The organism is Enterococcus sp. DIV2371 (assembly GCF_050498525.1).
GTDB lineage: Bacteria > Bacillota > Bacilli > Lactobacillales > Enterococcaceae > Enterococcus_B > Enterococcus_B mangumiae.
In genome coordinates, this window is record NZ_JBIPAJ010000001.1 from 3,217,161 (window position 1) to 3,242,500 (window position 25,340).

General features: G+C 37.9%; 17 protein-coding genes, 1 tRNA gene and 2 pseudogenes (1 of these 20 only partly in view). 3 read left to right on the forward strand and 17 right to left on the reverse strand.

Annotated elements, in window-relative coordinates:
• Position 1: 1 nt before the first annotated feature.
• The 11 genes from IGL24_RS15040 to IGL24_RS15090 form a co-directional block, all read right to left on the reverse strand.
• Positions 2–934 carry a hypothetical protein gene (locus tag IGL24_RS15040; RefSeq protein ID WP_206858514.1) on the reverse strand — a complete coding sequence of 311 codons (933 nt, stop codon included), beginning with the start codon at positions 932–934 and terminating at the stop codon, positions 2–4.
• Positions 935–996: 62 nt separating this feature from the next.
• Positions 997–2,697: a lysozyme family protein gene (locus tag IGL24_RS15045; protein ID WP_429968519.1), complete on the reverse strand. Its 1,701-nt coding sequence runs from the start codon at positions 2,695–2,697 to the stop codon at positions 997–999.
• Positions 2,698–3,478: 781 nt separating this feature from the next.
• Positions 3,479–3,949, reverse strand: coding sequence for a hypothetical protein (locus tag IGL24_RS15050; protein ID WP_429968511.1), 471 nt, complete (start codon positions 3,947–3,949; stop codon positions 3,479–3,481).
• Between the two features lie 174 nt (positions 3,950–4,123).
• Positions 4,124–6,466 (reverse strand): VirB4-like conjugal transfer ATPase, CD1110 family, encoded by a 2,343-nt coding sequence (locus tag IGL24_RS15055; RefSeq protein WP_206858513.1) that lies wholly within the window; start codon positions 6,464–6,466, stop codon positions 4,124–4,126.
• Positions 6,463–6,813 (reverse strand): PrgI family protein, encoded by a 351-nt coding sequence (locus IGL24_RS15060; protein WP_207115785.1) that lies wholly within the window; start codon positions 6,811–6,813, stop codon positions 6,463–6,465. The genes IGL24_RS15055 and IGL24_RS15060 overlap by 4 nt, the downstream gene beginning before the upstream one ends.
• A gap of 9 nt (positions 6,814–6,822) precedes the next feature.
• Entirely contained in the window at positions 6,823–7,647 is an 825-nt protein-coding gene (locus tag IGL24_RS15065) for a hypothetical protein (RefSeq protein ID WP_206858508.1), read from the reverse strand.
• A 35-nt stretch (positions 7,648–7,682) separates the two neighbouring features.
• Complete coding sequence (locus tag IGL24_RS15070) at positions 7,683–7,910, reverse strand: hypothetical protein (protein WP_019722809.1); 228 nt, start codon at positions 7,908–7,910, stop codon at positions 7,683–7,685.
• A gap of 403 nt (positions 7,911–8,313) precedes the next feature.
• Positions 8,314–10,032: a VirD4-like conjugal transfer protein, CD1115 family gene (locus IGL24_RS15075; RefSeq protein ID WP_422392095.1), complete on the reverse strand. Its 1,719-nt coding sequence runs from the start codon at positions 10,030–10,032 to the stop codon at positions 8,314–8,316.
• 32 nt (positions 10,033–10,064) lie between these two features.
• Complete coding sequence (locus tag IGL24_RS15080) at positions 10,065–13,016, reverse strand: hypothetical protein (RefSeq protein WP_207699441.1); 2,952 nt, start codon at positions 13,014–13,016, stop codon at positions 10,065–10,067.
• Positions 13,017–13,051: 35 nt separating this feature from the next.
• Entirely contained in the window at positions 13,052–13,396 is a 345-nt protein-coding gene (locus IGL24_RS15085) for a hypothetical protein (protein ID WP_207699440.1), read from the reverse strand.
• A gap of 152 nt (positions 13,397–13,548) precedes the next feature.
• Entirely contained in the window at positions 13,549–14,970 is a 1,422-nt protein-coding gene (locus tag IGL24_RS15090; RefSeq protein ID WP_207699439.1) for a helix-turn-helix domain-containing protein, read from the reverse strand.
• Between the two features lie 477 nt (positions 14,971–15,447).
• Here IGL24_RS15090 and IGL24_RS15095 point away from each other — a divergent pair, with 477 nt between their 5' ends.
• Positions 15,448–16,878: a helix-turn-helix domain-containing protein gene (locus tag IGL24_RS15095; RefSeq protein ID WP_206858487.1), complete on the forward strand. Its 1,431-nt coding sequence runs from the start codon at positions 15,448–15,450 to the stop codon at positions 16,876–16,878.
• A 76-nt stretch (positions 16,879–16,954) separates the two neighbouring features.
• Here the strand turns inward: IGL24_RS15095 and gor are convergent, their stop codons facing one another.
• The 6 genes from gor to IGL24_RS15125 all read right to left on the reverse strand — a co-directional run bounded on the left by gor (position 16,955) and on the right by IGL24_RS15125 (position 24,074).
• The gene (gor, locus tag IGL24_RS15100; protein ID WP_207116035.1) at positions 16,955–18,301 is read right to left on the reverse strand and encodes a glutathione-disulfide reductase; all 1,347 of its coding nucleotides are present in this window, start codon (positions 18,299–18,301) and stop codon (positions 16,955–16,957) included.
• Positions 18,302–18,445: 144 nt separating this feature from the next.
• Positions 18,446–19,687, reverse strand: a complete 1,242-nt coding sequence (locus IGL24_RS15105) for a peptidase U32 family protein (protein ID WP_206859626.1) — start codon at positions 19,685–19,687, stop codon at positions 18,446–18,448.
• Positions 19,688–19,705: 18 nt separating this feature from the next.
• Positions 19,706–20,629, reverse strand: a complete 924-nt coding sequence (locus IGL24_RS15110) for a peptidase U32 family protein (protein ID WP_207116034.1) — start codon at positions 20,627–20,629, stop codon at positions 19,706–19,708.
• A gap of 256 nt (positions 20,630–20,885) precedes the next feature.
• Positions 20,886–23,360, reverse strand: a complete 2,475-nt coding sequence (locus tag IGL24_RS15115) for an ATP-dependent Clp protease ATP-binding subunit (RefSeq protein ID WP_207699438.1) — start codon at positions 23,358–23,360, stop codon at positions 20,886–20,888.
• Positions 23,361–23,367: 7 nt separating this feature from the next.
• On the reverse strand, positions 23,368–23,835 hold the full coding sequence (locus tag IGL24_RS15120; protein ID WP_206859633.1) for a CtsR family transcriptional regulator: 468 nt from the start codon (positions 23,833–23,835) through the stop codon (positions 23,368–23,370).
• Between the two features lie 165 nt (positions 23,836–24,000).
• A tRNA-Arg gene (locus IGL24_RS15125) sits at positions 24,001–24,074 on the reverse strand.
• Between the two features lie 162 nt (positions 24,075–24,236).
• Here IGL24_RS15125 and IGL24_RS15130 point away from each other — a divergent pair.
• Positions 24,237–24,446: pseudogene (locus tag IGL24_RS15130) on the forward strand (transposase); the annotation flags it as partial.
• 189 nt (positions 24,447–24,635) lie between these two features.
• Positions 24,636–25,340: pseudogene (locus IGL24_RS15135) on the forward strand (ISL3 family transposase); it runs 611 nt beyond the window's last position.

Here is a 25,340-nt window from a genome sequence, read left to right on the forward strand (position 1 = left end):
CTTAGTTCACATCTCTTTCTGTTATGATGACGGTATTTCCATCTTCATCAGTAGTTTCCTGTGTCCTTGATGTATCTGAACGACTAGTTCCATCTTGTGTCATTTGCACAGTTTCATACGGTTTTTCAAAATGAGCGATCCATTGGAAGCTTCCTTCATTACCCATTAACCTATATTGATTTGCTTCTTCTGTGATTCTAAAGGTGATCGTTTTTTGGGTATCCCTACTATCTGTCCGCATAACAACAAAATTAGCACCTTCATGATCAGTGTCAAATGACATAATGCGATACTTAAACGTCGCTTCTTCATCCGCTCTGCCTTCTTCCACTTTTTTCTGAGTAAACGTATCTTCTGTAAACTCTAACGTGAAAGAACGACTATTGTTAGTATTTTCCCAAGTCCCTTGCATCAAAATATCTAGCCACATTTGGGAAACAGCTCGTTGCGCTGCTTCGATCTGCTCAGACATTTCTGCCTCCAACTGTGCTTTCACTTCTTCCGTTGGATAAAGATAAAGATCTTCTCCATCTTCTTTTCGATGCAAGATCGTATTCCCCATCCTAGTCTGCAAGGCGAATTCTTTCGTTCGGTTGTTATCACTTTCCAAAACGACCTCACCACGTGTATTTAAATAGTAAATACCCGATTCAAACCAATCACTTGAAACTTTATAGGTTCCATCAGTAGCCAACTCGATTTCTGTGTCATCTGGCAAATTAGTATACCATGTCCCACTGTAGATAGTGGCATTAAAACGATCTCTTGAGTCTCTCGTTTCTTGTACTGCTGCTGACGTGTCTGTAGCTTCTTTGGTACTTGATTGGGTATTGATCAATGAATACCCCACTAGACCAGCGATCACAACAACAAGCAAGCCAAGACCAATAATGATTTTTTTACCTGATTCCGTTTCTAAAAAATTCTTTAGCATAGTTCCTCCTTTCTAGATATCCTTTAAACCATTCGTTAACTACTTTCGGTTCTACCTCCCCTTTAAGGAAGACCATACCCCGAAATAACGTTACTGCCAATGGCATAAGTTCTTCTTCGCACTAAGTTGTCAGAATTACCCTCAATCACTTGAATAATGTTCCCGCCAGAATATTCAACGATTCCTACATGATCTTTTCCTGTTCTGCCACCAGCCCAATCAAAAAATACAAGATCGCCAGATTGCGGAACATAGCCTTCATCATGCGCTTTGAATTTGTCATTTTCTTCAAACCATTCTTTCATATCTAAAACACTCGATGTATTTGGGACTCGTCCTTGTTCTAAATAACCAGCTTCATTCGCTACCCAGGAAACGAATACTGAAGACCATTCGACTCGATGGGTGAAGCCTGCCCAACTCCAATACTTCTCACCATTTGGATTGCCAAGCTCTCTTCTGGCAAGTTCGGCTAATCGACCGGTATCTGCCATAATATTTCTTGTCACCATAGCGGTGTAAAACATGTTACCAAATACATAGCGCCAGTTATAGCCTAATCCCTGTGCGACGATATGATTAAAAGGTAGCGTTTGGTTGTTACTTTTCATTTGTGCATACAGTCGGGCATCCTCAAAGGAATAAGGGGCATTCCTTCGAATCAAATCATCTAGATATTCTTCACCAAAGTTATATGCTTGGACAGCTGCCAGCCCATTAAGATTATTAGTCTGTGCCTTTTTGATGAGGTGAGCAAAATATTCGACCCCTTTTTCAATCGATTCCTCTGGCGTAGTGATCCTATCGGGAGACCCTAATGCCAGTTGCGCATTCATGATATCTGGTTGAATCGTTTCATTCCCACCAGATTCTACCCAAATCATCGATAAAATCGCATTAGTATAGACTTCAATACGATGCTTACGCGTCTGTTCCTCCACTCTGTTTTGCCACTTGGTCACTGAGGCGGGAGGATTGATCAAGTTGCCCCGCAGACCACCGCCATTGCGCATATACGCTAGATTGGTGTCATTACCAAAAACTAGCTTATCAATATAAATTGCTGGATAAATATCAGGATCTCGATGCCAGAAGCGATATTCTTTCATTGCAACCAATAAATTGCCATCAAATTGATTTCTTGTGTAACCAATTAAATCCCCCGCTTCTAATCTTCTCCCTCGTCTTACCACCGGATCAATATTGACATAGTAGGCATAATATAGACCTGTATATGTTTCTAATGCTGTGGTTACCGCTGCAGAACCATCTGTATGTCCAGCTTGATAAGTATAATCAATACTTTGCACAGTCTCAAAGGTCGTCGCATATACCGGTGTTCCAGGCTCTGCATCTAGAGCAATTTCAAAGTGACCAGAATCCGGATTTCGTCTGCGATAGCCAAAATTATCCACAACCGTGGCATAGTTCATCTTGCCAAATGGATTGGCCATAAAGATTTTATCTTCAAAGCGGTCTTTCTCCATAATAGGGTAATATTTGTCGATCTCATCTTCATCAAAAGCAATGACTCGCCCATAACTTTCAGTGTTGCTCGAAATAATTCCATGTGAAAAGACCTCGACTTCAGGATTTGAATCAAACATCTCACCAATTGTTTGCACATTGATTTTAACAGTAGCAACATCTTTTCTCTCACGTCGTACTTCGGTATGTTCTTCTCCTGTTTCTTTATCTACTGTAACCACAACAGTTTCAACTTCTTTATCTTTTTCAATGACCGTCGTATAGTTGTAGACCATATCATGTAACGCATGGATTTCATCTCTTACTCTATAGACTTTGATTGGCTCTGGTGTGATTGGATGAGGCGCATCTTGAAAGACGGCATATGTCCGATAGCGAAAAGACCATGGAATCCAAACTCCAGTTTTTTCTGCGACCCTTCTGCGATATGTAGCAATAGCGATATTATCGATATCATAATCTTCAAATTTTGCATTCAGATAATAGATGTAGTTATCCCCATTAGATACATACATAAACTGCTCTGGATCAGACTGTATCCCGTTCACTTCAAAATAGACTTCATCATGCTCGGGGTTATCAACTAGCCGGTTGTAGGTTTGATAAACCTCTCGATTCTTATAAGTATCCAACCATGTCACGTAATGATACGCTTCAGTGATCATCATCGACTCTGTTTTTACAACAAATAAACTTAAAATCGTCGTCCAAAAAGAAAGGAAGATTGCGATGATCGAGATGATGACTGCCACGATCAGGATAACAACGATCAATTTCAATAGGATGGGCAATTGTAGAATAATCAGCATGGTGATGATAATTCCGACTAAGTTTAAGTTCCCTTCCTCATCTCGACCGATCTTATCAATGATCAAGTCTTTGATTTTATTTTTAAAAGGATTTTTAGGCGAAATTTGATTTTTTAACATGTTGTCTAATTTCGCCCGCATATTCCTCTTACCAGCAACCTTCTTTTTTCCTTCTTTTCGCTTAGTATTTCTCTTCTTTTTTTCCAACTGCTCATTTTTAGAAAGATGTAATGCTTTTTTGTCATTTTTATGACGAATCTTTGATGTGGTAGAGTTGACTTTCTCTTGTTGACTTTGTTTTTTTTTCTAGATTTACTTTACTGTCGTATCCTTTGTATTCACTATCTTTCTTTTGTTTCTTACGAATTTTCTCATGACGCTTTTTTTTATTGAAACGTACTTGTGTGTTCTTTTTTTCTTTATTTTGTTCTTCGTTGTTGTTCGTCACAGGAGCAGGAACGCTTGTTGTATTGACTTTAGCAGGGGGTAACATTGACTCGTGTTGTTGCTGCTTTAATTGATCTCTTCGACTCTCTTGTACTCTTTTTCGACGATTGGCGCTCTGACTATTGACAGGTGTGTTCTCGTCAATGTTATTAGAAAATTCTTGCTCTAAATCATTTTTATCGGTTTTGTCTTTTTTACGCTGTTTGCTCTGAAAACTTGCTTGCTGTGATTTTTTTTTGATCCGGAGATTGTTCCCCTTCATCAACTTCATGAATTTTCGTTTTCGAGCGCTACTTATCGACTTATATCTTTTAGAACTTATTTTACTACCATGTACGACCATTTTTCTGTTTTTACTACTACTAGTCGTCGCGTTCTGACCTGCCCTGTTTTTGCCTAAAATTTTTGGATCAGCCACTGTCCTGTTTCCTTTCCCGCGTTCCTATTAAGTTTCTCCAGGTTTCGTTGACATCATCTTATAGAGCTGGGTATCTTTTGGAAAATGATCATAAAACGGTAATGTGGTATCCCCAAATACCATCAGACCATATCCTTCTGGAGAGTTCACTACGTATTTTTCTTGTTCTTCTGAAATATCGAAAAGTCTAACTAATTGTGTACGGTCTGATTTTGCTTGATTCAGCATCATGATGAAATCACTATTCGACAACATCCGGCGAGCTAGATCGGACAATAACAATGTTTCGACGTTCTGAGTAATTCCTGTCGGGATCGCTCCCCATTTCCGCGCACGACTCCACAGTTCAAAGAAGTAATTCTCAGAATATTCATTTGTAAATAAAAGCTGCATCTCATCAATGTATAGCCACGTACGAACGCCTCGTTCACGGTTAGTCGTGATTCGATTCCATACTTGGTCCAACACGATCAGCATGCCCATCGTTTTCAACTGTTTCCCTAAATCCTTGATGTCATAGATCACTAAACGTTTGGTGATATCAACATTCGTTTCAGCTGAAAAGACTGACAAACTTCCTTCAATGTAGATCTCCAGATCCATCACTAATTGTTTCGCTTCATCTTCTTCTTGTTCTTTTAAAATATTATAGAAATCAATGAATGTTGGTGTACGATCGCCCAACACTTCATAAGTACGACGACAAACTCGGTCAATCAGTGTTTTTTGTGTGGAACTGAGTCCTAATGCGCCACCGATGATCAAGTCGAATAATGAAATCAAAAATTCAGATTTTAGTACAACGGGATCGGTGTCATCGCCATAGTTCTCGTTGATATCCATTGGATTGATCGTTGTCGGTGAATCACTGGAAATTTTTATGATCTCGCCATTGAAATTTTGACCGATGACGGAGTACTCTCGCTCGGGATCAATTATGATCACTTCATCTTCTGCATCTCGTAAAAGTACGTTTACGATTTCGCGCTTTACCGAGAAACTCTTACCAGACCCCGGCGTTCCTAGAACGAAGCCATTAGGTGCTTTTAATAATTTTCTGTCTAGCGAAAGAATATTTTTTGAAATCGCATTGACACCATAGTATTTTCCGTTTTCTTGAATCAAATCTGAAATCGTGAATGGAATAAAAATGGCGGTACTCGCGGTTGAAAGTGTTCGATCTAATGGAATCGCATTGATTCCTAGCGGCAATGTCGCATTCAAGCCATTTTCTTGCATAAACTCTAGTTCAATCAGTTTGAAACCAAATCGTCGACAAACAGAATTTATTTCATCGTGGACTTCAGCTAATTTTTCTGTTGTTGGTGAATGGAAGTGAATGGAGCCCGTGATCGCATACAATTTTTGTCCTCTATTTTGTAGATCATCCACCAGACCTTTTGCTTCTGTTAAGGAATAAGAGAGTTCATAAGAAAGCATCTCAAAATCATAACCACTTTGTAACGCCTTCTTTTGCTCATCGACTTTTTGTTGTTCCATAAAAGCTAATTTCGTCTTCACTAAATCAAACGCTTCATCTTGATCCATTGGTTCAATATGTATCGATACAACAATTTCCCGTGGAATTTCTAACATTTCAAAAAGAAAGGTATCTGATAATTCAGCAGGGTATTCTTGTAGATATAATGTTTTCGCATAGTGGTCATCGATTTTTAAGTAGTTTTTATTCTCCTTAAATTCCATGACTTCAGGCAATACCTCATTCACTTCTGACTTAGTCGTCTTGTCATTCGTTAATAGGATCTCTGCCATCATATGTAATAATTTTGTTTTCTCTACCTTTTTTGCCTGACTGCCCAAACGACTGGCAAACATTTCAAAACGATCTGCAACCATCTCTAATTCTTTTTGTGCAATCTCTAACGTAGGATGTTGTTGCACAAAGGTAAATAAGATCGTCTTCTTGAACCCATTTTTTTCTTCATCTAACTTCCTTGAAATGACTTGATTCATTTCTTCACGATATGAATCAAGGAAATCATTTTTTGCTTTGTAATAAAGGACCGATTGCAAATCAGCAAGCGGCCGCTTCTTTTTATATACAGTCAATTGCAACTTCGTCTTGCTACTTAATGAATTCAAAAAGTCACAATACTGAGAGAAAATTTCAATTTGATTGTCGTCAGAAGACAATTGATAGTTGATATCTTGTAATTCAAGTGTCAATGAATAGGTAAAGTCATCAATTTTGCAGATGCCACTATCATAAATATCTTCAAACCTAAATGTATCTCTAAAAGGATCGAGGTCTTCTTTCTTCTTAGGTTTAGGTTTACTAATAAATTGTTTCTCATCATCTTTTGATTTTTTTGTTGGTTTTAACGCCTTAAGCGCTTTTAGCTTCATCATGCTTCTTGCCCGCCTACATCTTCAATTTCTTTATTTATTTCTTCCTTGGGCTTCTTTTTTCGTGTACCTGGTGCCACGTGATACTTGAAAAATTGTTTAAGATAGATATCAAATGTTAAGCCATTCCTTTTGAACCAACCGAATGAAACGATTGGAATGGATGAAAGGATCATAAACCAGCTCGTGATCTCCATAGGGATTTTTAATCCAGCGATGAATATCAAACTGATCAAGACATTTACTCCAGCTGCAATAGCTAAACAAAGCAGCTGCTTCAAATTCATTCCTGCAATCACTTTTTCCTTATATTCTTTAATATCCTTTGGTATCTTTACCTCAACTGCCATAGTTCCTCCTTACGATGCTGACATCAATGTTTTTGCCCATCCTTTAGTTTTGTTTACAGAAAGCAACAGTGCGATCATGTAAACTGTTAAACCTAAGATGATTCCGAAAATTCCTGATCCGACTTCTTCCATGATTCGATGGAAGATCGTTGGATAAATCACCAATACTAATGAAATAAATGTCCCTTGTAGTCCCAGAGCAGCAAAGTTTTTGAAAAATCCCTTGCTCATTTGAGAAAACTCCTGACTTGGCAAAGCACTCATCGGAATTGGGGCCATTGCACAAAATATATACATCTCCAAAAAGCGGAGATAAATGGTTACTTGAACTAATACGCGAACAACAAGTGATGCTAAAAATAAGATACACATCACGAGCAATACGACTAATTGCGACCACCAACTTAATTGAGATACTGCTTGTCTCACCGCATCTGCTGTATCTCTGACGGCGGAAGCATTTCCTATCTCTAAAATTCTAGTGGTTAAATTACCAGCAATGATCACCATGCCATCCAGAATGTCCTGAATCCTTAAAATAACTATGTAACAAATGACAAATTTAACAAATGCTTTGATGATCATCTCAAATCCTAGCATAGGAGCTCCACCTGCACCTTCAACTTTCGTTGAGATCTTCTGAAACTCTAAAAGAATAAAAATTGCTAGAATGGATAAAGCAAGTGGCCCAACTACGTGTTGCTGTAGTCGTTCCACTAAACTGTACGCATCATATATGTAACTTCGTAGATCCATTCCCAAAACGTTTTTCAAATCATCCCCATTAAGGAATGTCATGATTTGTTCAAAAATAGACATAATTGCAGATTCCATATGCTATACTCCTAATCTTCTCTTTGGCGTTACAATTATGGTAAAAACGAACCAATGTTGAATGAAGTAGCAAACCAACCTGCAGCAACTAGAATCAATCCACCACCAACGATCTGCCAGATCCCTTGTTGTAACTGAGGACCATTCTTATCTTTCAACGCACCGGCTAAGATAATCGTTCCCCAAATCAACCATAGACCGCCACCAATTAATGTAAACTGTGAAACCAAACCAAATACCTGTTCTAATAATTGTGCATTCATAATTTTTTTGATCTCCTTTGTGAAAGTAATTTTTTTATTTTATTTCATAAATTTAGTATATGCGAAATTCTCTATTTATATGTATCAGTTATTTCTATCATAAGAAATTTTAGAATAAAAGCACATGGAATCCTTTAAGAAAATAATGTTAAAAAGCTATTTATCAAGGTGATTCTAATGATATAGATGCGATACACCACTACAATTAACCAGCTATAAAAAAATTGATAAAACGTTATTCTTTCGGTATTATTTCTCCGTTCTTTCTACAGACGACGAACTTTTCCCAGTCTGTTCTCCTCTATGTACTTTTATTACGAAATAAAAAACACCACACTCTCTGTTTCCCATTCGAATGAAGGTGCTTTTATTCGTTACTATAGAGAAGTCAACCTTCGTTCAGTTAGGCAGATAGATTTCGTTCATACATATAGGAATCTGTTACATCCCCTAACTTCTTATAGTGTTTATGCTTCATGATATCGTATTTCTTTGATAAAAACGGATGAACCCCTCGAATTTTTAGTATACATTCCTGACCTTTAAGACTCGCCACTTCATCCGGGTCCATCAAGTTTCTTCCTAGTTTCTGGAAATTCTCACTAAAGGAACCATTGCTACCTTTCGTAACACTTGTATTTCTTTGTTCGATCGTTTGTTTCCCTAGTAATTTTGAGATATATTCATGAGTACTTTGTTCCATTCCACCTAAATATAAAAAGACATCACTTGTACCAATGATCGTTTCCCAAGTATCTTTATATAAGGTCTTTAACTGACTGATATTTTGTAAAATGACATTCGTCGAGATTTCACGACTTCGAATAACCGAAATCACTTTTTCAAAATCAGGGATTTGCCCAATATTGGCAAACTCATCTAGGATACAACGTACATGGCAAGGCAATCTTCCTTTATAAAAGTTATCTGCTTTGTAAACTAACATATCAAATAATTGCTGATACATCATACTCGCTAAAAAGTTGAAACTGGTATCTGTATCAGGTAGTAAGATATAGAGAATCGTTTTGACATCGCCGACTGTATCTAGTTCAAGTGTATCTTGTGACACTAGCTCCTTGATGCTTGGGATATCAAATGGTGACAACCGCACGCCTAGACTGACTAAGATACTTTTCGTCGTTTTATCACCAGAAAGTTTAAAAATCTTATACTGTGATACCGCAAAGTTCGTCGGATCTTTTTGTTCCAACTCATTGAATAATATATCTAAAGGACTGACATAGCCAGGCACATCTTCTTCGATATCAGCTAAACGTACTAATTCGATCACATTCCCTAGCGTTCGATCTTCTGCGGTCACTTCTTGGATCAGATAACTGAAAATAGCCATTAATAGTGCTGTTTCAGCCTTTTCCCAAAAGTCATCTCCACCTTTTTTATCTGGATTGGTCGTATTTTTGATCAGATTGTTTACGATTTTAAGAATATCATCCTCTGTTTGAATATATTGAAACGGGTTATACTGATGGGTATCTCGTCGGTTGATTAAGTCAAAAATCTTGATTTGATACCCTGCTTCTTCAAACATTTTGCCTGTTTCAGCTAATAATAAACCTTTAGAATCACTGACTACATAAGAGGAATGCATTTGCATCAAGTTCGGTTTCACATAGAAACGCGTCTTACCACTACCTGCTCCTCCAACGACAACGACATTTTTATTACGGTTGAAATTATCGTTACGTGTGATTTTCATACGGCCAGACAACGATAAGCTCTCGCTCTTCGTCAACAAAATATTGAAGTCTTTTTTCTTATCAAGAAATGCACGGATATCGCTGTACTTCCCCCAACGCGCACTTCCGTATTCTTCATTAGGACGTGTATTCTTTTCGTCAAACGTCTTATATAAAACAAAGAGTATATAGGAAATAGCAGCCACAGCTGCTATCCCTAATGACCTCAATTCATATTCAAATCTTGGGGAAAATCTGGAAATTTCTTCAAATGTTCGGTTAAATGCTGTTAGTAAATTATCTGCAAATGATAAATTCCCAGTATTTTCTGCTAAAAATAAATAACCAACGCGATTACCAAAATAAAGCAGAATACTAATTACTAACACATGCACTACCATAAGCTGCCGGGAATTTTTCAAATTTTTTTGTTTCCTTTCTGTTGAAGTTATTTTTATAATTGTGTGGTTCTAGTTCTCTTATTATTCTGAACTTTGGCTTGATTCTGAGCTTGTTGCGTACGTGCTAAGCTATTTCGTTGAGCGGACATATCCAATGAGTTTCTTCTTACTACTTCAAAGCTTGCCTGACGCCTCTCGTTTGGAATTGTACCTGGGAAACTTGCACGACGTTCGATCGTCGGATTCCCACTGTTTGTCAGTGTCACTGATTCTTTCGATCCAGATGGTGTTGGGTCCACCTTCGCCTGTGATGTGCTCGGCTGAGGTTGATTGCTCTCTCTTGGTTTCATCTCAATGACTTTCGAATCTTTTGTTATCTCCGAAGTTCGTTCAGATCTTTCTGTTGTTTTTTGTTGCTCATTGGTCTGGACATGTTCAGGTGCTTTCGCTTTTTCATCAAGACCAGCAATCGCAGTTACCTTATCCCGAAATTCTTTTGAGTCTAAGGTTACACATTTCCCTTTCTCCTGGACATCTAATCCTCGCTCGTTGATCTTTTCTGCATGTTCTAAATTCTCTTTTTTTGCTACTCTACTTTCAATTCGTTTGAAAACAAACTTGTCTAATAACTGGACACCTATTCCGATGGCAACACCAATCAATGCTACCGCACCTAATTGTAGTAAGAATGGTGCAGCCATAGTAGTCGCGAGTGCTGGTACAAGAGCGGCTACGGCAAACATGCCCCCTACCCCTAGAGCGAGCGGTACTGCCAACATGATGAATAAGGACATTTTATTTTTCATCACATAATCGAACGCACGTTTAGGTGCACGTTTCGTATATTCCCACGCACGTTTTAACCTTGATTGTTTCTCTTCGATTTCGACTGTGTTTGGCCCTTCTTTCGTTGCGCCTTCTTTGGTTACCCCGTCTTTAGTTGGTGCTTCCATTGTTACAACTTTGTCTTTGCCTTTTTGTTCCTTAGAATCGATTCCCTCTTTTGTTACTTCAGATTTCTCTATACCTTCTACCAGTTTCTCATTTACTGGTGTGGCATCTTTCGTTTGTTCGGCCGGCTGTTTTTGCTTTACAAAAGGCATCTTTTCTCGGAATTTCTGTCGAGCGATCGTCAACCCACGAGCAATTGGACCAAATACTCTCGGGTATTTTTGGACTAATTTATTGAATAATTGAGGAATTTTCTTTTTCGCATAAATAATTGCTTTTGAACCAAAAAAACTGGCAGCAACAAAACCCACGATCGCGTTCACAAACTGCTGACCAAAGATAGCCAAGGAAGTCGACGGTAAGATAGAACTTATCCAAGACATACCAAATGGTAACATCGCAATTGGCCAAAGATTCAATAACCAACGCGCAGCTCTGATTTTGTGTGAATTACGGAAAAAAGATTGTTTCAACTTTGAATGATCTAATCCATTCAATTCTTTCGTTTGTTCTTTTATCCCACGCGTTTCTTCTTGCAAACTTTTGATATCGGCGTCCATCTGTTTGATACTTTTAGTAGGAAGGTCTTTCATCATTTCTTGCGTTTTTGCCGGATCACTTAAATTTATTTGGATTGCATTTAGTGTTAGTTTATCGTTTTCAAGGCGTTGCTTTATACCGGCATGTTGCTCGGGTGAGATTCTATCGCTTTTCCGTGCACGCTTTAGCAATTCTTCATAATTCTTTATTCTTGCCTTTAATAGTTCCTCTTTTGATTGTAAATTTTCAATATATGCTTGAGCAAGCTCTGCTTTTTTGCTATCAAGATTCTCAGTGACAACAGGTTCTTTTTTCGGTTCTTCAACCACTGGTTTTTTTGGTAATTCTGGTGTTGGTTCTTTGACGATTGCGTTGACATCGATCGGATGGGGTGGCTTTTCAGCAACCGGGCGATCGATTTGATCCTTGCTTGCTTCCTTTTTTGGTTCTTCGACGATGATCGGCGTCGGTTCACGCTCAACCTTTGGTGAAGCAATCGTTGCTTCTTGGGTAGTCTGACTTGGAGCCGTTGTTTCCTTCGCTTGCTCTGCTTTTTCAAGTATCGGCTTGATGATTTCCGTATCAACTTTCTCGCTGTAGGCAATCAGCCCTTTCATCTCAGCAATTTCCGTTTTGTATCCTTCTTTGATTGCGTCAATCCCTTGCCATTTTGAGACTAATACTGCTGGTGAATCATTTAGTGTTCCTGCAAATTTAGTGAACGATTCTGCACGTTGTATTGTTGGCTGTAGAACAGGTACCAATTGTTCCACAATTACACCAGCCTTAGTTAAATGTTCTCGCAAATCTTTCTGGATAACCTCAATTTGCTTTACTTTCTCTTGTGCTAACGCAACCTTCTGGCCAAGTACTTGTTGATTGTGTTTTTTTAAAGAAGTTCTCTCGGTTCTTAGTTCGTTAACCTTATCCTCTTTTTCTTTCAGTTCCTTCGCCTGATTATTCATATCTAGTCTATATTCTTCTTTATAGAGCCTTCTAAGATGAATCAAGGGATCAAGTTCCTTAGAATTCTTTGTTGACTCGAATACCTTCTGCTTAAGTTCAGGGTCCATTAACTGGCTCTGGTACATTTGCATGTTTTTTTGTTCAGTGAGCAATGTTCCTTGTTTCGTAGCATAATCAACATCGATTTTCTTTTGTTTCTCAGGAGCAATCGCACCAATCACTTTGAGTACCTCTATATCGCGTTCCAAACGAGCAATTTCTTGTTCAATATTGTTACGCTTCAGCCCTTTAGTGAAGTTCTCTAGTTTTTTTGTGAACAGTTCATCAAATACATCATCGAATTTGATCCCTTGGCTTTCTTGTCGGATGATTTCATTATTAGGAGAACTAATGATTTTATTGATTGCATTGGAATTATTGTATGCAAAGATGTTCAGAAATGTTTCATTGAGCTTACTAATATTTTTGCTGCTATCTATAAGCGGTTTTTCTTCTGGCTGCTGTCCTTCTACTGGCTGACCTTCTGTAGACTTATTTTCTGTAGCCATCTTTTAAACCCCCTTCTTTCTCATTTTTCGATTCGTCATCTTGCATGTCCTGTCGCTAGCGATTGACTGGAATGGGTACGACGTAGACTTGCTAGTTGTTGTGCTTGTGCCGTTCGTGTATTCAACCGACTTTCTTGTGAAATATTTGAACGGGACGCTGTACGCTCTAGACTATTGTTCTGTTGAGGTGTTGTAGTATCTTCACGTGAATTTTTGAGCGCCCTTCTTTCTCTTAGTTTGCTCCATCCCTTTTTACCCATCTTAACGATCAACCTGCCAAGAGTCTTACTAATCAACCAAAGCGCTTTAAAAGCCAATTCTGCTGCTTTGAATGCTGCACCATAAACAGTAAATAATAAACAAATTGCTAACTTATTCATATCACTTTCAGCTCCCTTTATCCAAATATACCTCACTTAATCAACGCTAAACGGCGTGTGTATTAAGCGTACCTGAGTTTTGACTTCTCCTATTATCTATTTTTTCAAAATTGATAAAAAGATGAAATAGCCTCCCAACATAACGATTCTTGTCAAGAAGAATACAAACACTGCTCGAAGTTGTTCCAAAAAATAGATGTCGGTACTTTCGAAATCTTTAATATTTCGGAAGTAATCCGATCAAAATTCAGGGATAGATCGGTTAAAATCAAGTCATATTGATTGATCAACTGGTAATCGATCGAAAAAACGTCTTTTTCATAGATATCAATATTTTTTAAAAACGGATGCTTATGTAAAATCAAATTTTTATATAGAAGGGATAAGCCCATCTCTTGAGAGCTTAATAATAAAATCGACTTTTCTTGTATTTTGGGTTCGATCATTCGTAACAATTCATTGGAAGAAATAATCAATTCCAGTAATAATTCTTTATGTAATAGTTTGATTTGTTCGACAAAATCTAGTTGGGCAATCCGTAATGATTTTTGATAGGCTTGCCAGATCTTAGGATTGTTCTCCATCATTTTTTTATAAAAAATATCGGCATAGCTTACTTTAAAGATTGCTAGTTCTTTATAAAAATTGATAAAGTCAAAAAAGTATTCGATCTGACCAGAATCGATCGTCATATCAATTGCTAATAAACTGTAAAAGCTTTGAAGAAAACTTTTGATATTCTGTACTAATACTTGGTCGCGATGTTGCACCTCTGTAAACATCAACCCAAAGTAAGAGGTAAGGATATTTGAAACATTTTTATGTGTGACATTGAACTTGTATTTTTGGTTCATCAGTGTGCAAAAGACTCGATCACTTTGAATAATTTCTAAGATCGTCTCTACGATCTGCTCATTGTCAATCAAATCCTTCTCAGGAATAATATGGTTATTTCCAATGCGGATAATCGATGAGTAGATATAATACACCGAATAAATCACTTTAGGAGTGCTAACCGTCCTTTTTTGTGCTTTTAGACAACGGCGGAGCATCTGATAGATCGTATCAAAATAGGGAAATTCCTTGACTTTATAAATTTCCTTGAACATACTAGCAAATAATCGCCGGATCTCAATTTCATTTCCAGTAATCGTTAATTTGTTCTCTAAATTGATTTGGATATTGATTTTTTCTTTCAAGAAATATGTATTGATTTTCGCGACGATTCTACGAATACTCGTTTTGCTTAAAAATAATTTCGTCGCGATTTCAGAAAGCGAAGGTTCTGAAATAAATATGTACTTTAAAATTTTTACATTTGTCGAATTATTAAGTATCCTTACAAATATATCATCTAAATTCAACTTCTTAGGTATCGAAAGCGACACCTCTTTATACTGATTCGTTTCAATCCGAGCAGGAAAACAAGCGGTATTGAAACTATCGATATCTGCAGCAATCGTTTTGTCTGTAATACTCAATTCCTTAGCCAAATCACTAATATTCGATGATTCGATATTGAGTAAGTAAAGCAATGAAATTTGCCTTTCTAATTGTTTTTCAAGTACACCCATAGTCAACAAGCTCCTTTCTTTTAAAAAACCTATAATGTATCGTACAGCTTTTTCGATAATTTCATAATATTAGTTTTTCTGTTTTACAAAAAACAAGTTCAAATATCAGATTTTTAAAATGATATAATGTAGGTTTAATAAATAATACAACCAGACGACCAAAGACGTCTATGTTATCCTTAATTCTCTTCTGATTGGTTCATAAAAAGCGTTACGTGGAAATAAAAAAACATCGATCGGAAATATTCATTTTTATGGCTAACAATAGTGAACTTTAGTTATTTATCCTACCATCTTCCGTTTTTTTATAGAAAAAGGAATTATTAAATAAAAAGAACAATTTCACTTTTAAATAATCAACTATTATTATAAAAAGAAAAAACTCGAATAATTAGAAAAGTATGATAAAATAATGTTTATAAAATGAACAAAGGATGTGAAATAACAGATTTTCTAATTTTAGAAGATCTGAAAAGTATGATAAAACGAACAAATATGCTTGAAAAGACTTCTGAAAGACAAATCAAATTAGCTTTACTCCTAGGGATGGCTGCCATTGACTGTACGACATTGGCGGAGCAACTCGAGGTTACAAAAAAAACATTATTAACTGATATTGTGTTTTTTAACCATACATATGCACCAGTGTGTATTAATACGGATCAGTATCAAGTGGCTTCTTTATTATTGCCACCTGAGATCAATTTAGAAGATTTGATCAAACAAATCCTCAACCAATCGACGAATGTCCAAATATTACAGATGATCTTTGAAGTAGAGCCAACGTTATCCAAATTGGCAAATAAATTATACCTAAGCGAAACAAGTATTCGCCGGATCATCGCAAATATCAATAGTTATTTCTGTGAGATCAATGCGCCTTTATCGATCCAGATCTCATCGAAACTCCAAATCATTGGGGATGAACAATATATCAGGCAATTCTTCTGTAGTATGTTTCGCGAGCAATTTACACCACAGCAATTGCCACATTTTTATCACATATTCGATGTTTTGCAGCGTTACTATAAGAAACAGGCAACGCCTAAAACAATTAGTACATATAAAATCATCATCAATAGTTTTTATCTTTACACAGCAATCATTCGTATTGGACAAGGTCATCTGATCTCAGAGAGTAAGGGAAATCCAATCAATGATCCTTCTTTTTACGATTTAATAAAAAATAATACGGTATTTTGTTCGATCATTGAAAAAGAATATGGGTTCAATGTGACATCAACGAATGTATCGAATCTATTAGATCCAAAAATCTATTATCCTTGCATTCAATCAACAACTGGCAATCATGAAGAGTACCAACGTATTCAGCGATTCTCGGAATACTTCTATCGTTCGTTGTCTCAAGACTTTTCTTTGAACTCGGAAGGTATCCAGCAATTAAGTGAGCTGATCAATTACAATAAAAACCGACAATTTTTTAAAACAACCTATATACAGATTTTATCTGAAATTCTATTTACACATTCACCACAGATATTAAAGGCATACAATCAAGCCATTGATCACGCTGGTTTATTGACGATCAGACGAAATCAATTACTCTATGAAGAGTTATTACTCGAATTGATTTCTTTATCGCCTTCGTTGTTGACAACCGTTTTTCCTTACAAGAAAAAGGTATCTATTTTGATTGTGTCCTATCAGGAAGAAAGAACCCTTGCATTGTACAAGCAATTGTTATTCAAAAAAATTCCTGCAATCCATATGATCCATACATATACTGACAATATCTTTCAAGTGAACTACGATACAGTAAACCAATATGACTTAGTTTTAACAGATATCGAACTGAATCAAGCAAAAACCAAAGCAAAAACAATTAAAATCTCTAAAATACCAACGACTTCTTTTTGGAACAATATTGAAACAGTACTTTATCCATAGTTTTACTCACTAAAAAAAGCAGACGGCTTGCGTCTGCTTTTTTCTATTTTGCTTATTCTTTTTATTGAATTGCCCGTTAGCGCATCGTTACAAACTCTTCGGCACCTGTTGGATGAATCGCTACTGTATTGTCGAAATCCGCTTTTGTTGCGCCCATTTTGACTGCTACTGCAAAGCCTTGTAACATTTCATCAACGCCCACACCGATGGCATGTAGCCCAACGATTTTTTCTTCTTCACCTACACAGATCAATTTCATCTCACATTTTTGACGATAATCGTTTAAAGCAAAGTACATCGGCGTGAATCGTGAACGATAGATTTTTAATTGTCCTTCACCATACGTCGTCAATGCTTGCTCTTCTGTCAGTCCAATCGTTGCAATCGGTGGATGAGTAAAGACAACTGTTGGTATAAGATCATAATCTAAATAAGAATTTTCTTTTCCATTGAAAAGTCGCTCGGATAAACGACGACCTGCGGCAATTGCTACTGGTGTCAAATCGATTTTGCCAATCACATCACCGATTGCATAGATGTGTGCATCGGTTGTATTTTGGAATTTATCCACTTTGATAAATCCTTTTTCATCTAACTCGACATTCGTTTTTTCGATACCTAATGTGTCTGTATTAGGTACACGTCCGCCAGCAAATAACACGCAATCTGCCGTCAACGTTTCGCCATTCTCAAAAGTAACTGTGTAGACATCTTCATTTTTTGTTATTTCACGAGCCGTAAAGTTTGCATAAGTATGGATTCCTGCGTCTTGATACATCTCAATCAAGTTGTCAGATAACATTTTATCAAACGTACGTAACGGACGTTCTTTACGATAAGCCCACATGACTTCACTTCCCAAGCCATTCAACACACCCGAAAGTTCGGCTGCGATATAGCCAGCACCTAATACGATCGTGCGCTTTGGCAATTCCGTCAATGCAAAAAAGCCGTTTGAATCAATGGCATATTCTCCGCCAGGAATCGTCATTTTGCTTGGCTTACCACCGGTTGCGATCAAAATATGATCCGCTTGATAGCTTTTCCCATTTACCTCGACTGTTTGGCTATCCACAAAGCGAGCGTAGCCCTTGATTGCTTCAACATGATTACTATCTAACCCTCTTTGATAAGCCCCATGAAGGAAATCAATGTATTTTTCACGTTTCTCTACTAGTTCTTTAAAGTCAACCTGTTTGACGTCTGCTTGGATACCATAGCTTGAAGCATCACGTTCGATCGTTTCTAAGATCGTGCTTGCTTGCCACATGACTTTTTTAGGAACACATCCGACATTGACGCAAGTTCCACCTAGTTCATTGCCTTCAATCAATAATACTTTCGCTCCATGCATACCGGCACGATTCGCTGAAGCAATTCCTCCAGATCCTCCGCCAATGACAATATAATCATATGTTTTCATCTTGTTCCTCCTTTTAGCAGCTGATGACACATTCTACCTCTGTTTTTTCAATAAACTTTTTATCAGCTCTTACAAAAAATAAGTGTAGCATGTTTCTAGACAATCTGTTGACAAGATGCTCATTTCGCTTCATTGTTTAAAAAATTATTTTCTTTTTCTAATCATATCTCCAGGTTTAACAGGTTGTGCCACCGGCATCGTCAAAATCATCATAGGATTTGGTGCCCGATCGATGGATTCCCCTTCTTCATTGTACATCACGTCGACCATTTGACTAAAATGAGTAAATCCAGGACCATAAAATTCGATTTCATCCCCTACAGAAAAGAGATTTCTCTGACGGATCGTCGCAATTTTCGTTTCCTCATCATACGACAAGACTTCTCCGACAAATTTATAAACAGGGATCTTACGTCGTTCACCAAACAACTGCTCATTTTCACTAGGTGTATTGTAATAAAATCCTGTTGCTAGTTCTCGTTGCGCTACTTTCCATAATTCATCGATCCATTCTTGTTTGCAAACATAGTTTTCAGGATCTTCCATATAACTATCAACGGCTGCTTTATAGACATTGGCGACTGTTGACACATAATGGATCGACTTCATGCGACCTTCGATTTTAAAACTATCGACACCATTTTCGATCAAATCAGGAATATGTTCGATCATTGACATATCCACCGCACTCATCGAAAACTCTTCTTCGACTTCACCTGCATCCGTCAATGTATGTCTTTCTTGACCAAACGGTAAGTCGTATAATTCATATTTCCAACGGCAAGATTGTGAACAGCCACCACGATTGGCATCACGCATCGACATATGATTCGACAAAGTACACCGTCCTGAATAAGAGATACACATTGCGCCGTGAATGAACGCTTCGATCTCTACATCAGTATGACGGCGAATCTCAGCAACTTCTTCCATCGAAACTTCCCGAGCTAAAACGACACGTTCTAAGCCTTCTTCTTTCCAGAATTCCAATGTTTCGTAGTTCGTAGCAGAAGCCTGGGTCGATAGATGGATCGGTAAACCTGGTGCTTCCGTTGCACAGATCTCGATCAATGCTGGGTCCGACACGATCACCGCAGAAATCCCTACATCCCGTAGATTACGGAAAAATTCTCCTGCCCCTTCATCGTTTCCTTCATGTGTGACCATATTCGCTGCCACATAGACTTTCGCTTGATGTTCCTTTGCGAATGCCACGCCTTCTGCCATTTCTTCATAAGTAAAGTTGCCCGCACGGCTACGCAAACCATAGGCATTACCACCAATATAAACAGCATCTGCCCCATAATGGATCGCTGTCTTTAGTTTTTCAAGTGTGCCTGCCGGAGCTAAAACTTCCGGACGCTTTAGTTTTCTTTTTGTTGTCATTTTCTTTCACCATACTCCTTACTTGATAGATTCAGGATCAATATAAAAGAAACCTGTATCAAGTCCTCGATTCGCTGGATGTAATCCATTGATCTTATTCGTCATTTCTTGTGCCATGTCCTCTGTCCATGTGTCTGCTAGTAACGCTTGTTTTGCTTCGACAAATAATTTAGTGATCGCAACAAATGCTTCACCTGGTGTAAACACGCCATCTAATTTCCACGTACGGAAATGATGCGCATAAAGTTGGGCAAGTTCATTGCTTAAATTAATGTCATTATTGGCAAAAATATGCGTGCCATGTGAATCTTCATAAATTGAATAATGCGTGTCTTCTTTTTTAGGTTCAGCGAGAAAGAGCCCTCTTTCACGATCTTTCTTTTCGTCCTGTTGCGTGTAGTTATAGTAATTCTGTAACAACGGACGCTTCGATTGATGGATGCATGTAGCTCCGTACACAAGCGTTTCGACAGGTATCAGCAATTTGCTTTCCATTTCTTTCATCTCATCAAATGGGACTTCACGTGCCAAAACAGCAGAAATCGCCCCTTTTTTTGCCCAAAAATTGATTTGTCTTGCACTAGTGACTAATGTTTCTGCATCAAAAACATAGGGAAGACTCAATTCTGGATTTTTTCGCATAGTATAGATGATCCCAGTATCACCAACTGTGATCATATCTGCATTGATCTCTTTTAAAAACAGCAGATACTCTGGAATTTTTTTCATTTTTTCAGGGTGAATGATCCCATTGACAGCTATATTTACTTTTTTACCGTAACGATGTGCAAGCTCGACTAATTCGCGTTGCTCTTCTCTTGTAAAAGAAGCTGGTAAGCGCAGGCCAAAGCGTTCTTCCCCAAAATACAGGGTGTCAGTGCCTGCCTCAAGCAATGCTTCTGCTTGTTTCATTGACTCTATAGTAGTTATGATTTCGATCATCATTTCCTCCTCCTACAACTCCATTATAGTAGCACAGCTCTGAAAACTTTCCAATACTTCTTACATTTATTATTGATTGTAACGCGATTGTAAAATAAGCAAGCCAACCTAAGTAAAACATGCTGTTTAACAGCCTAGTTAAACAACGGACAGAAAGATCTGATAGCGGAAATAAACCAAAAACCCAAAAATCAGACGATTTCTGGGCTTTTTGGTTCATTAAGGCTGCACAATTTCACAACCTATGATTTTATCATCATACTTTAGCAGTCACTTTTTTAGGTTCACGCACATTTACCGTGATTTTACCTTTCGAAGCGCCGACAGTGATTTGGTCTCCTAGATGGATCTCACCGCCAAGTAATGCTTCGCTCAAGCGATCTTCTACTTCTTTTTGCAATGCCCGTCTTAGAGGTCGTGCGCCATACTCTGGATCAAAACCGACTTTCCCGATCACATCAACTGCCGCTGGTGTGATTTTCACTTGGATGTCTTGTTCTTTCAACCGTTTGACAATCGATTGGCTCATGATTTGGACAATCGCATGGACCTCGTCTTTTGTTAATGAATGGAAGACAACTGTTTCATCGATACGGTTCAAGAATTCAGGACGAAAAGCTTTCTTCAACTCTTCAAGTATCCGTTTTTGCATCGCTTGATGATCCTTTGTAATATCTTGTACATTGAAGCCAACATTTTTTTCTTCTCGAATTTGTGTTGCTCCAATATTAGAAGTCATGATCATGATCGTATTTCTAAAGTCGACTTTTCTTCCTTTAGCATCGGTTAAATGACCATCATCTAATACTTGTAACAATAGATTGAAGACATCTGGATGGGCTTTTTCCACTTCGTCTAGCAAGATAACTGAGTAAGGTTTTTGACGGATTTTTTCTGTCAATTGTCCGCCTTCATCATATCCTACATAACCTGGCGGTGAACCAATCAAGCGGCTCGTACTATATTTTTCCATGAACTCGGACATATCAACACGAATCAAGGCATCCTCTTCACCAAACATCACTTCCGACAATGCTTTCGCAAGCTCTGTTTTCCCTACCCCTGTTGGGCCTAAAAACATGAAGGAACCAATTGGACGATTTGGATCTTTTAAGCCACTACGCGCCCGACGAATGGCACGAGACACAGCTTTAACTGCTTCATCTTGTCCAACGACACGTTCGTGAAGTAAGGCTTCTAGCTCCAACAATCGTTGACTTTCTTTCTTCTCTAACTGTTGCAATGGCACACCTGTCCATTCAGAAACAACAGTAGCCACATCTTCTTCAGTGACACGGTCTGCAAAGCCATTTTTATGTTTTGCTTCGATCGCTAATCGTTTTTCTAATTTCTTCATTAAGCTTTTTTCTTGTCTACGTAGATGCGCAGCTGTTTCAAAATCTTGCTTTTGAATCGCTCGCTCTTTATCCTTGTTCAATTGTTCGATCTCTTGCTTCAAGATCGCCGTTTCTGACAAATCATCCGCTTGCTCTAATCGAACTTTTGCTGCCGATTCATCGATCAAGTCGATTGCTTTATCCGGTAATTGTCTAGAAGTGATATAACGAACAGACAGATTGACCGCTGCTCGCACGGCTTCATCTGTGATCTCCACATGATGATGTTCTTCATAGCGTGAACGTAGGCCACGTAAGATCTCTTCTGCTTCATCCGCTGTCGGTTCATCTACTTGGATACGTGCAAAACGTCGCTCCAATGCAGAATCTTTTTCAATATATTTTTGGTATTCGTCTAATGTGGTTGCACCAATCGTCTGTAACTCACCACGCGCTAATGCCGGCTTCAAAATATTCGAGGCATCGATCGCACCTTCTGCCCCACCTGCGCCGATCAACGTGTGTAGCTCATCAATAAAGAGGATCACTTGACCGTCATGATAAATTTCATCAATGACTTTTTTCATTCGATCTTCAAATTCACCACGATACTTCGTTCCAGCGACCAATGCACCCATGTCTAACATCATCAAACGTTTGGCTCGCATTTCTTCAGGTACTTCACCTAAAATGATCTTTTGAGCTAACCCTTCCGCAATCGCTGTTTTACCAACACCAGGTTCCCCTACTAATACGGGATTGTTTTTTGTTCGACGACTAAGGATTTGGATCAAGCGTTTGACTTCTCTTGAACGTCCTACGACTGGATCTAGTCTGTTTTCTTTTGCTAACTTTGTTAAATCTCTAGCTAAAGAATCCAATGTCGGGGTTCCTTGTGTCATTGCACGTTTTTCTTGGGGATTACGACGGCGAATACCACCACTGTTCGAGTCTGTACCCATCGTACGCTTCAATGACTGACGAACTTTACTCAAACTGATGCCAAGGTTGATCATGATACGTGTAGCCATGATACTTTCATCTTTTAATAGACTAAGTAAAATATGTTCAGTGCCTACCTTTTGTGCGCCCATTTTATTCACTTCGCTATTTGCCAAAGCAAAAATTTGTTTCATCCGAGGGGAATAAGGTAGTAATGCACCTTTTGCATAAGTTTTCACTGTCCCATAACCGACTAAATGTTCGATTTCTTCGTAAATATCTTTTTCATTTAATTTCATTTCTCGTAATACTTTTCCAGCAATCCCATCAGGTTCGATCACTAAAGCCAACAATATATGTTCTGAACTTACCGCTTGATGTTTGAAGCGTTTTGCTTCTTCTTGGGCAATTTCTAAGACACGTTGCGCTCTTTCTGTAAATATCTCTGCCATTTAATCTTCACTTCCCGTCTTCATAGCTTAATCGTTCTAAAAATGCTCGTAGAATGCGAGCACGCGTATAATCTTCTGTCTCATTGATGTTCAACGTATTTTTAGCAATGGCGCTCAACATCAAGTTTCCTTCTTTTTTGGTAATGATTTGGTCTTCATATAATTTCTGAATAATGGCATAGGCGTTTTTTTCGTTGATGGTCTCACCAAACAACAAATTGATTCGTTCAAGCATTTGTTTCTTATCCGACATTCTCACTTTAGCAATCCGGATATACCCACCGCCACCACGTTTACTCTCTACAAGATAGCCTCGTTGGATCGTAAAGCGTGTATTGATCACGTAATTGATTTGCGAAGGAACGCAGTTAAAAAGGTCTGCCAATTCAATCCTTCGAAGCTCGATCATCTCATTTTTTTCTAGGATCTTTTTTATATATGATTCAATTAGATCCGAAGTATTTTGTTGTGCCATCCCACTCATTCCTTTGACTAATATTGACCTTAATTATAGCGAATTTACAGGTAGAAAGAAAGGAGAACGCTTGTTAGGTGTTTGATTCGAAGATAACGATAAGAGACGATTTTTTTTATGTAAATAAAAAAAACTAGGAATTCAATGAAGTCCCAGTTTTTCCAACGCGCCCAAGAGGAGTCGAACCCCTAACCTTTTGATCCGTAGTCAAACACTCTATCCAATTGAGCTATGGGCGCATATTCAGTTAACAATGATAATCATACGATAAATTTTAGAATAAAGCAAGCTGTTATAAGACTTTATAATAATTATTTTCAAGTTTTTATTTATCCGCTTCATTTCATATCTTTAGTTTTCGTACGAGCAATTCCTATTAGCTTATCACCAATATCACAATATTAGATGAAGAATTTCGAATAAAACTACAAAATCTTCTCAGCTATGAAGAAGGGATTCGTCATTTCTTGATCTACCTTACTCTAATGGAAAAATAGAAGCAAAGAACACACCAACATCAAGCACTCAAACGAGTGTCTTATGGCTTTAAATCATTTGAGAACATGCGCATCCGAATCTTTTTGACGAATCAAGTCATTCACGTCAAATAACGAAGTAAATCCGGAGAAGAAGTGTTCACTTCCTCTTCCGGATTTTACGGTTCTATAATATCTAGTGTTGGTGGAAAACAATTTTGTTTTCTGCTAACACTATTTTTTGTAAAAAAAGATAGTAAAAGAGATATCCAAATTGATAGAATTAAGTCGACCAAAACCAACTCATCAAGAAAGGATATCTCCATGGACTATCATACTAAAAAATTACTCGGTTTAACAGATGAAAATATCATTTTCCCTACAGATTGGCTTTCTGAAAAGAAAGAAGGAGGGATTACCTCCCATTTGATTCATGGTCGCTTAGATTACACTCCCTCTTGCTGTACAAGATGTGGGATTAAAAACGAAGGACAAGTAATTAAGTATGGTACTCACCAAACCACGATTCAATTACTGCCGATTCGTTCAAACAAAACTGTCTTAAGTCTTAAAAAAACTCGCTTTCTATGTAAAGAGTGTGGCGCAACTTTCTCCGCTGAAACTTCTTTAGTCGATCGAAATTGTTCGATTTCTGTCAACTTGAAACGAAAAATCATGGCAGAATTAGCGATCAACTCTAGTAGAAAAGACATTGCCATCCGGTACTTCGTATCGGATGTAACGATTTTACGCATCATGAAAGGAGCCGTGAAGAACGTGAAAGTCTGCTTTGACTACTTGCCTTCTGTTCTTTGCTTTGATGAATTTAAAGCGATGAAATCTTGTGTTGGGAAATGAGCTTTATCTTCATGGATGGCCAAACCAATCAGATTCTAGGTCTTCTTGAAAGTCGTAAACTTGCTTATTTACGTACCTATTTCTCTCGCTACACCCGTCAAGCAAGAGAAAATGTCCAATATATCGTCATGGATATGAACGCTCCTTATTTTGAATTAGCGAAAAGTATTT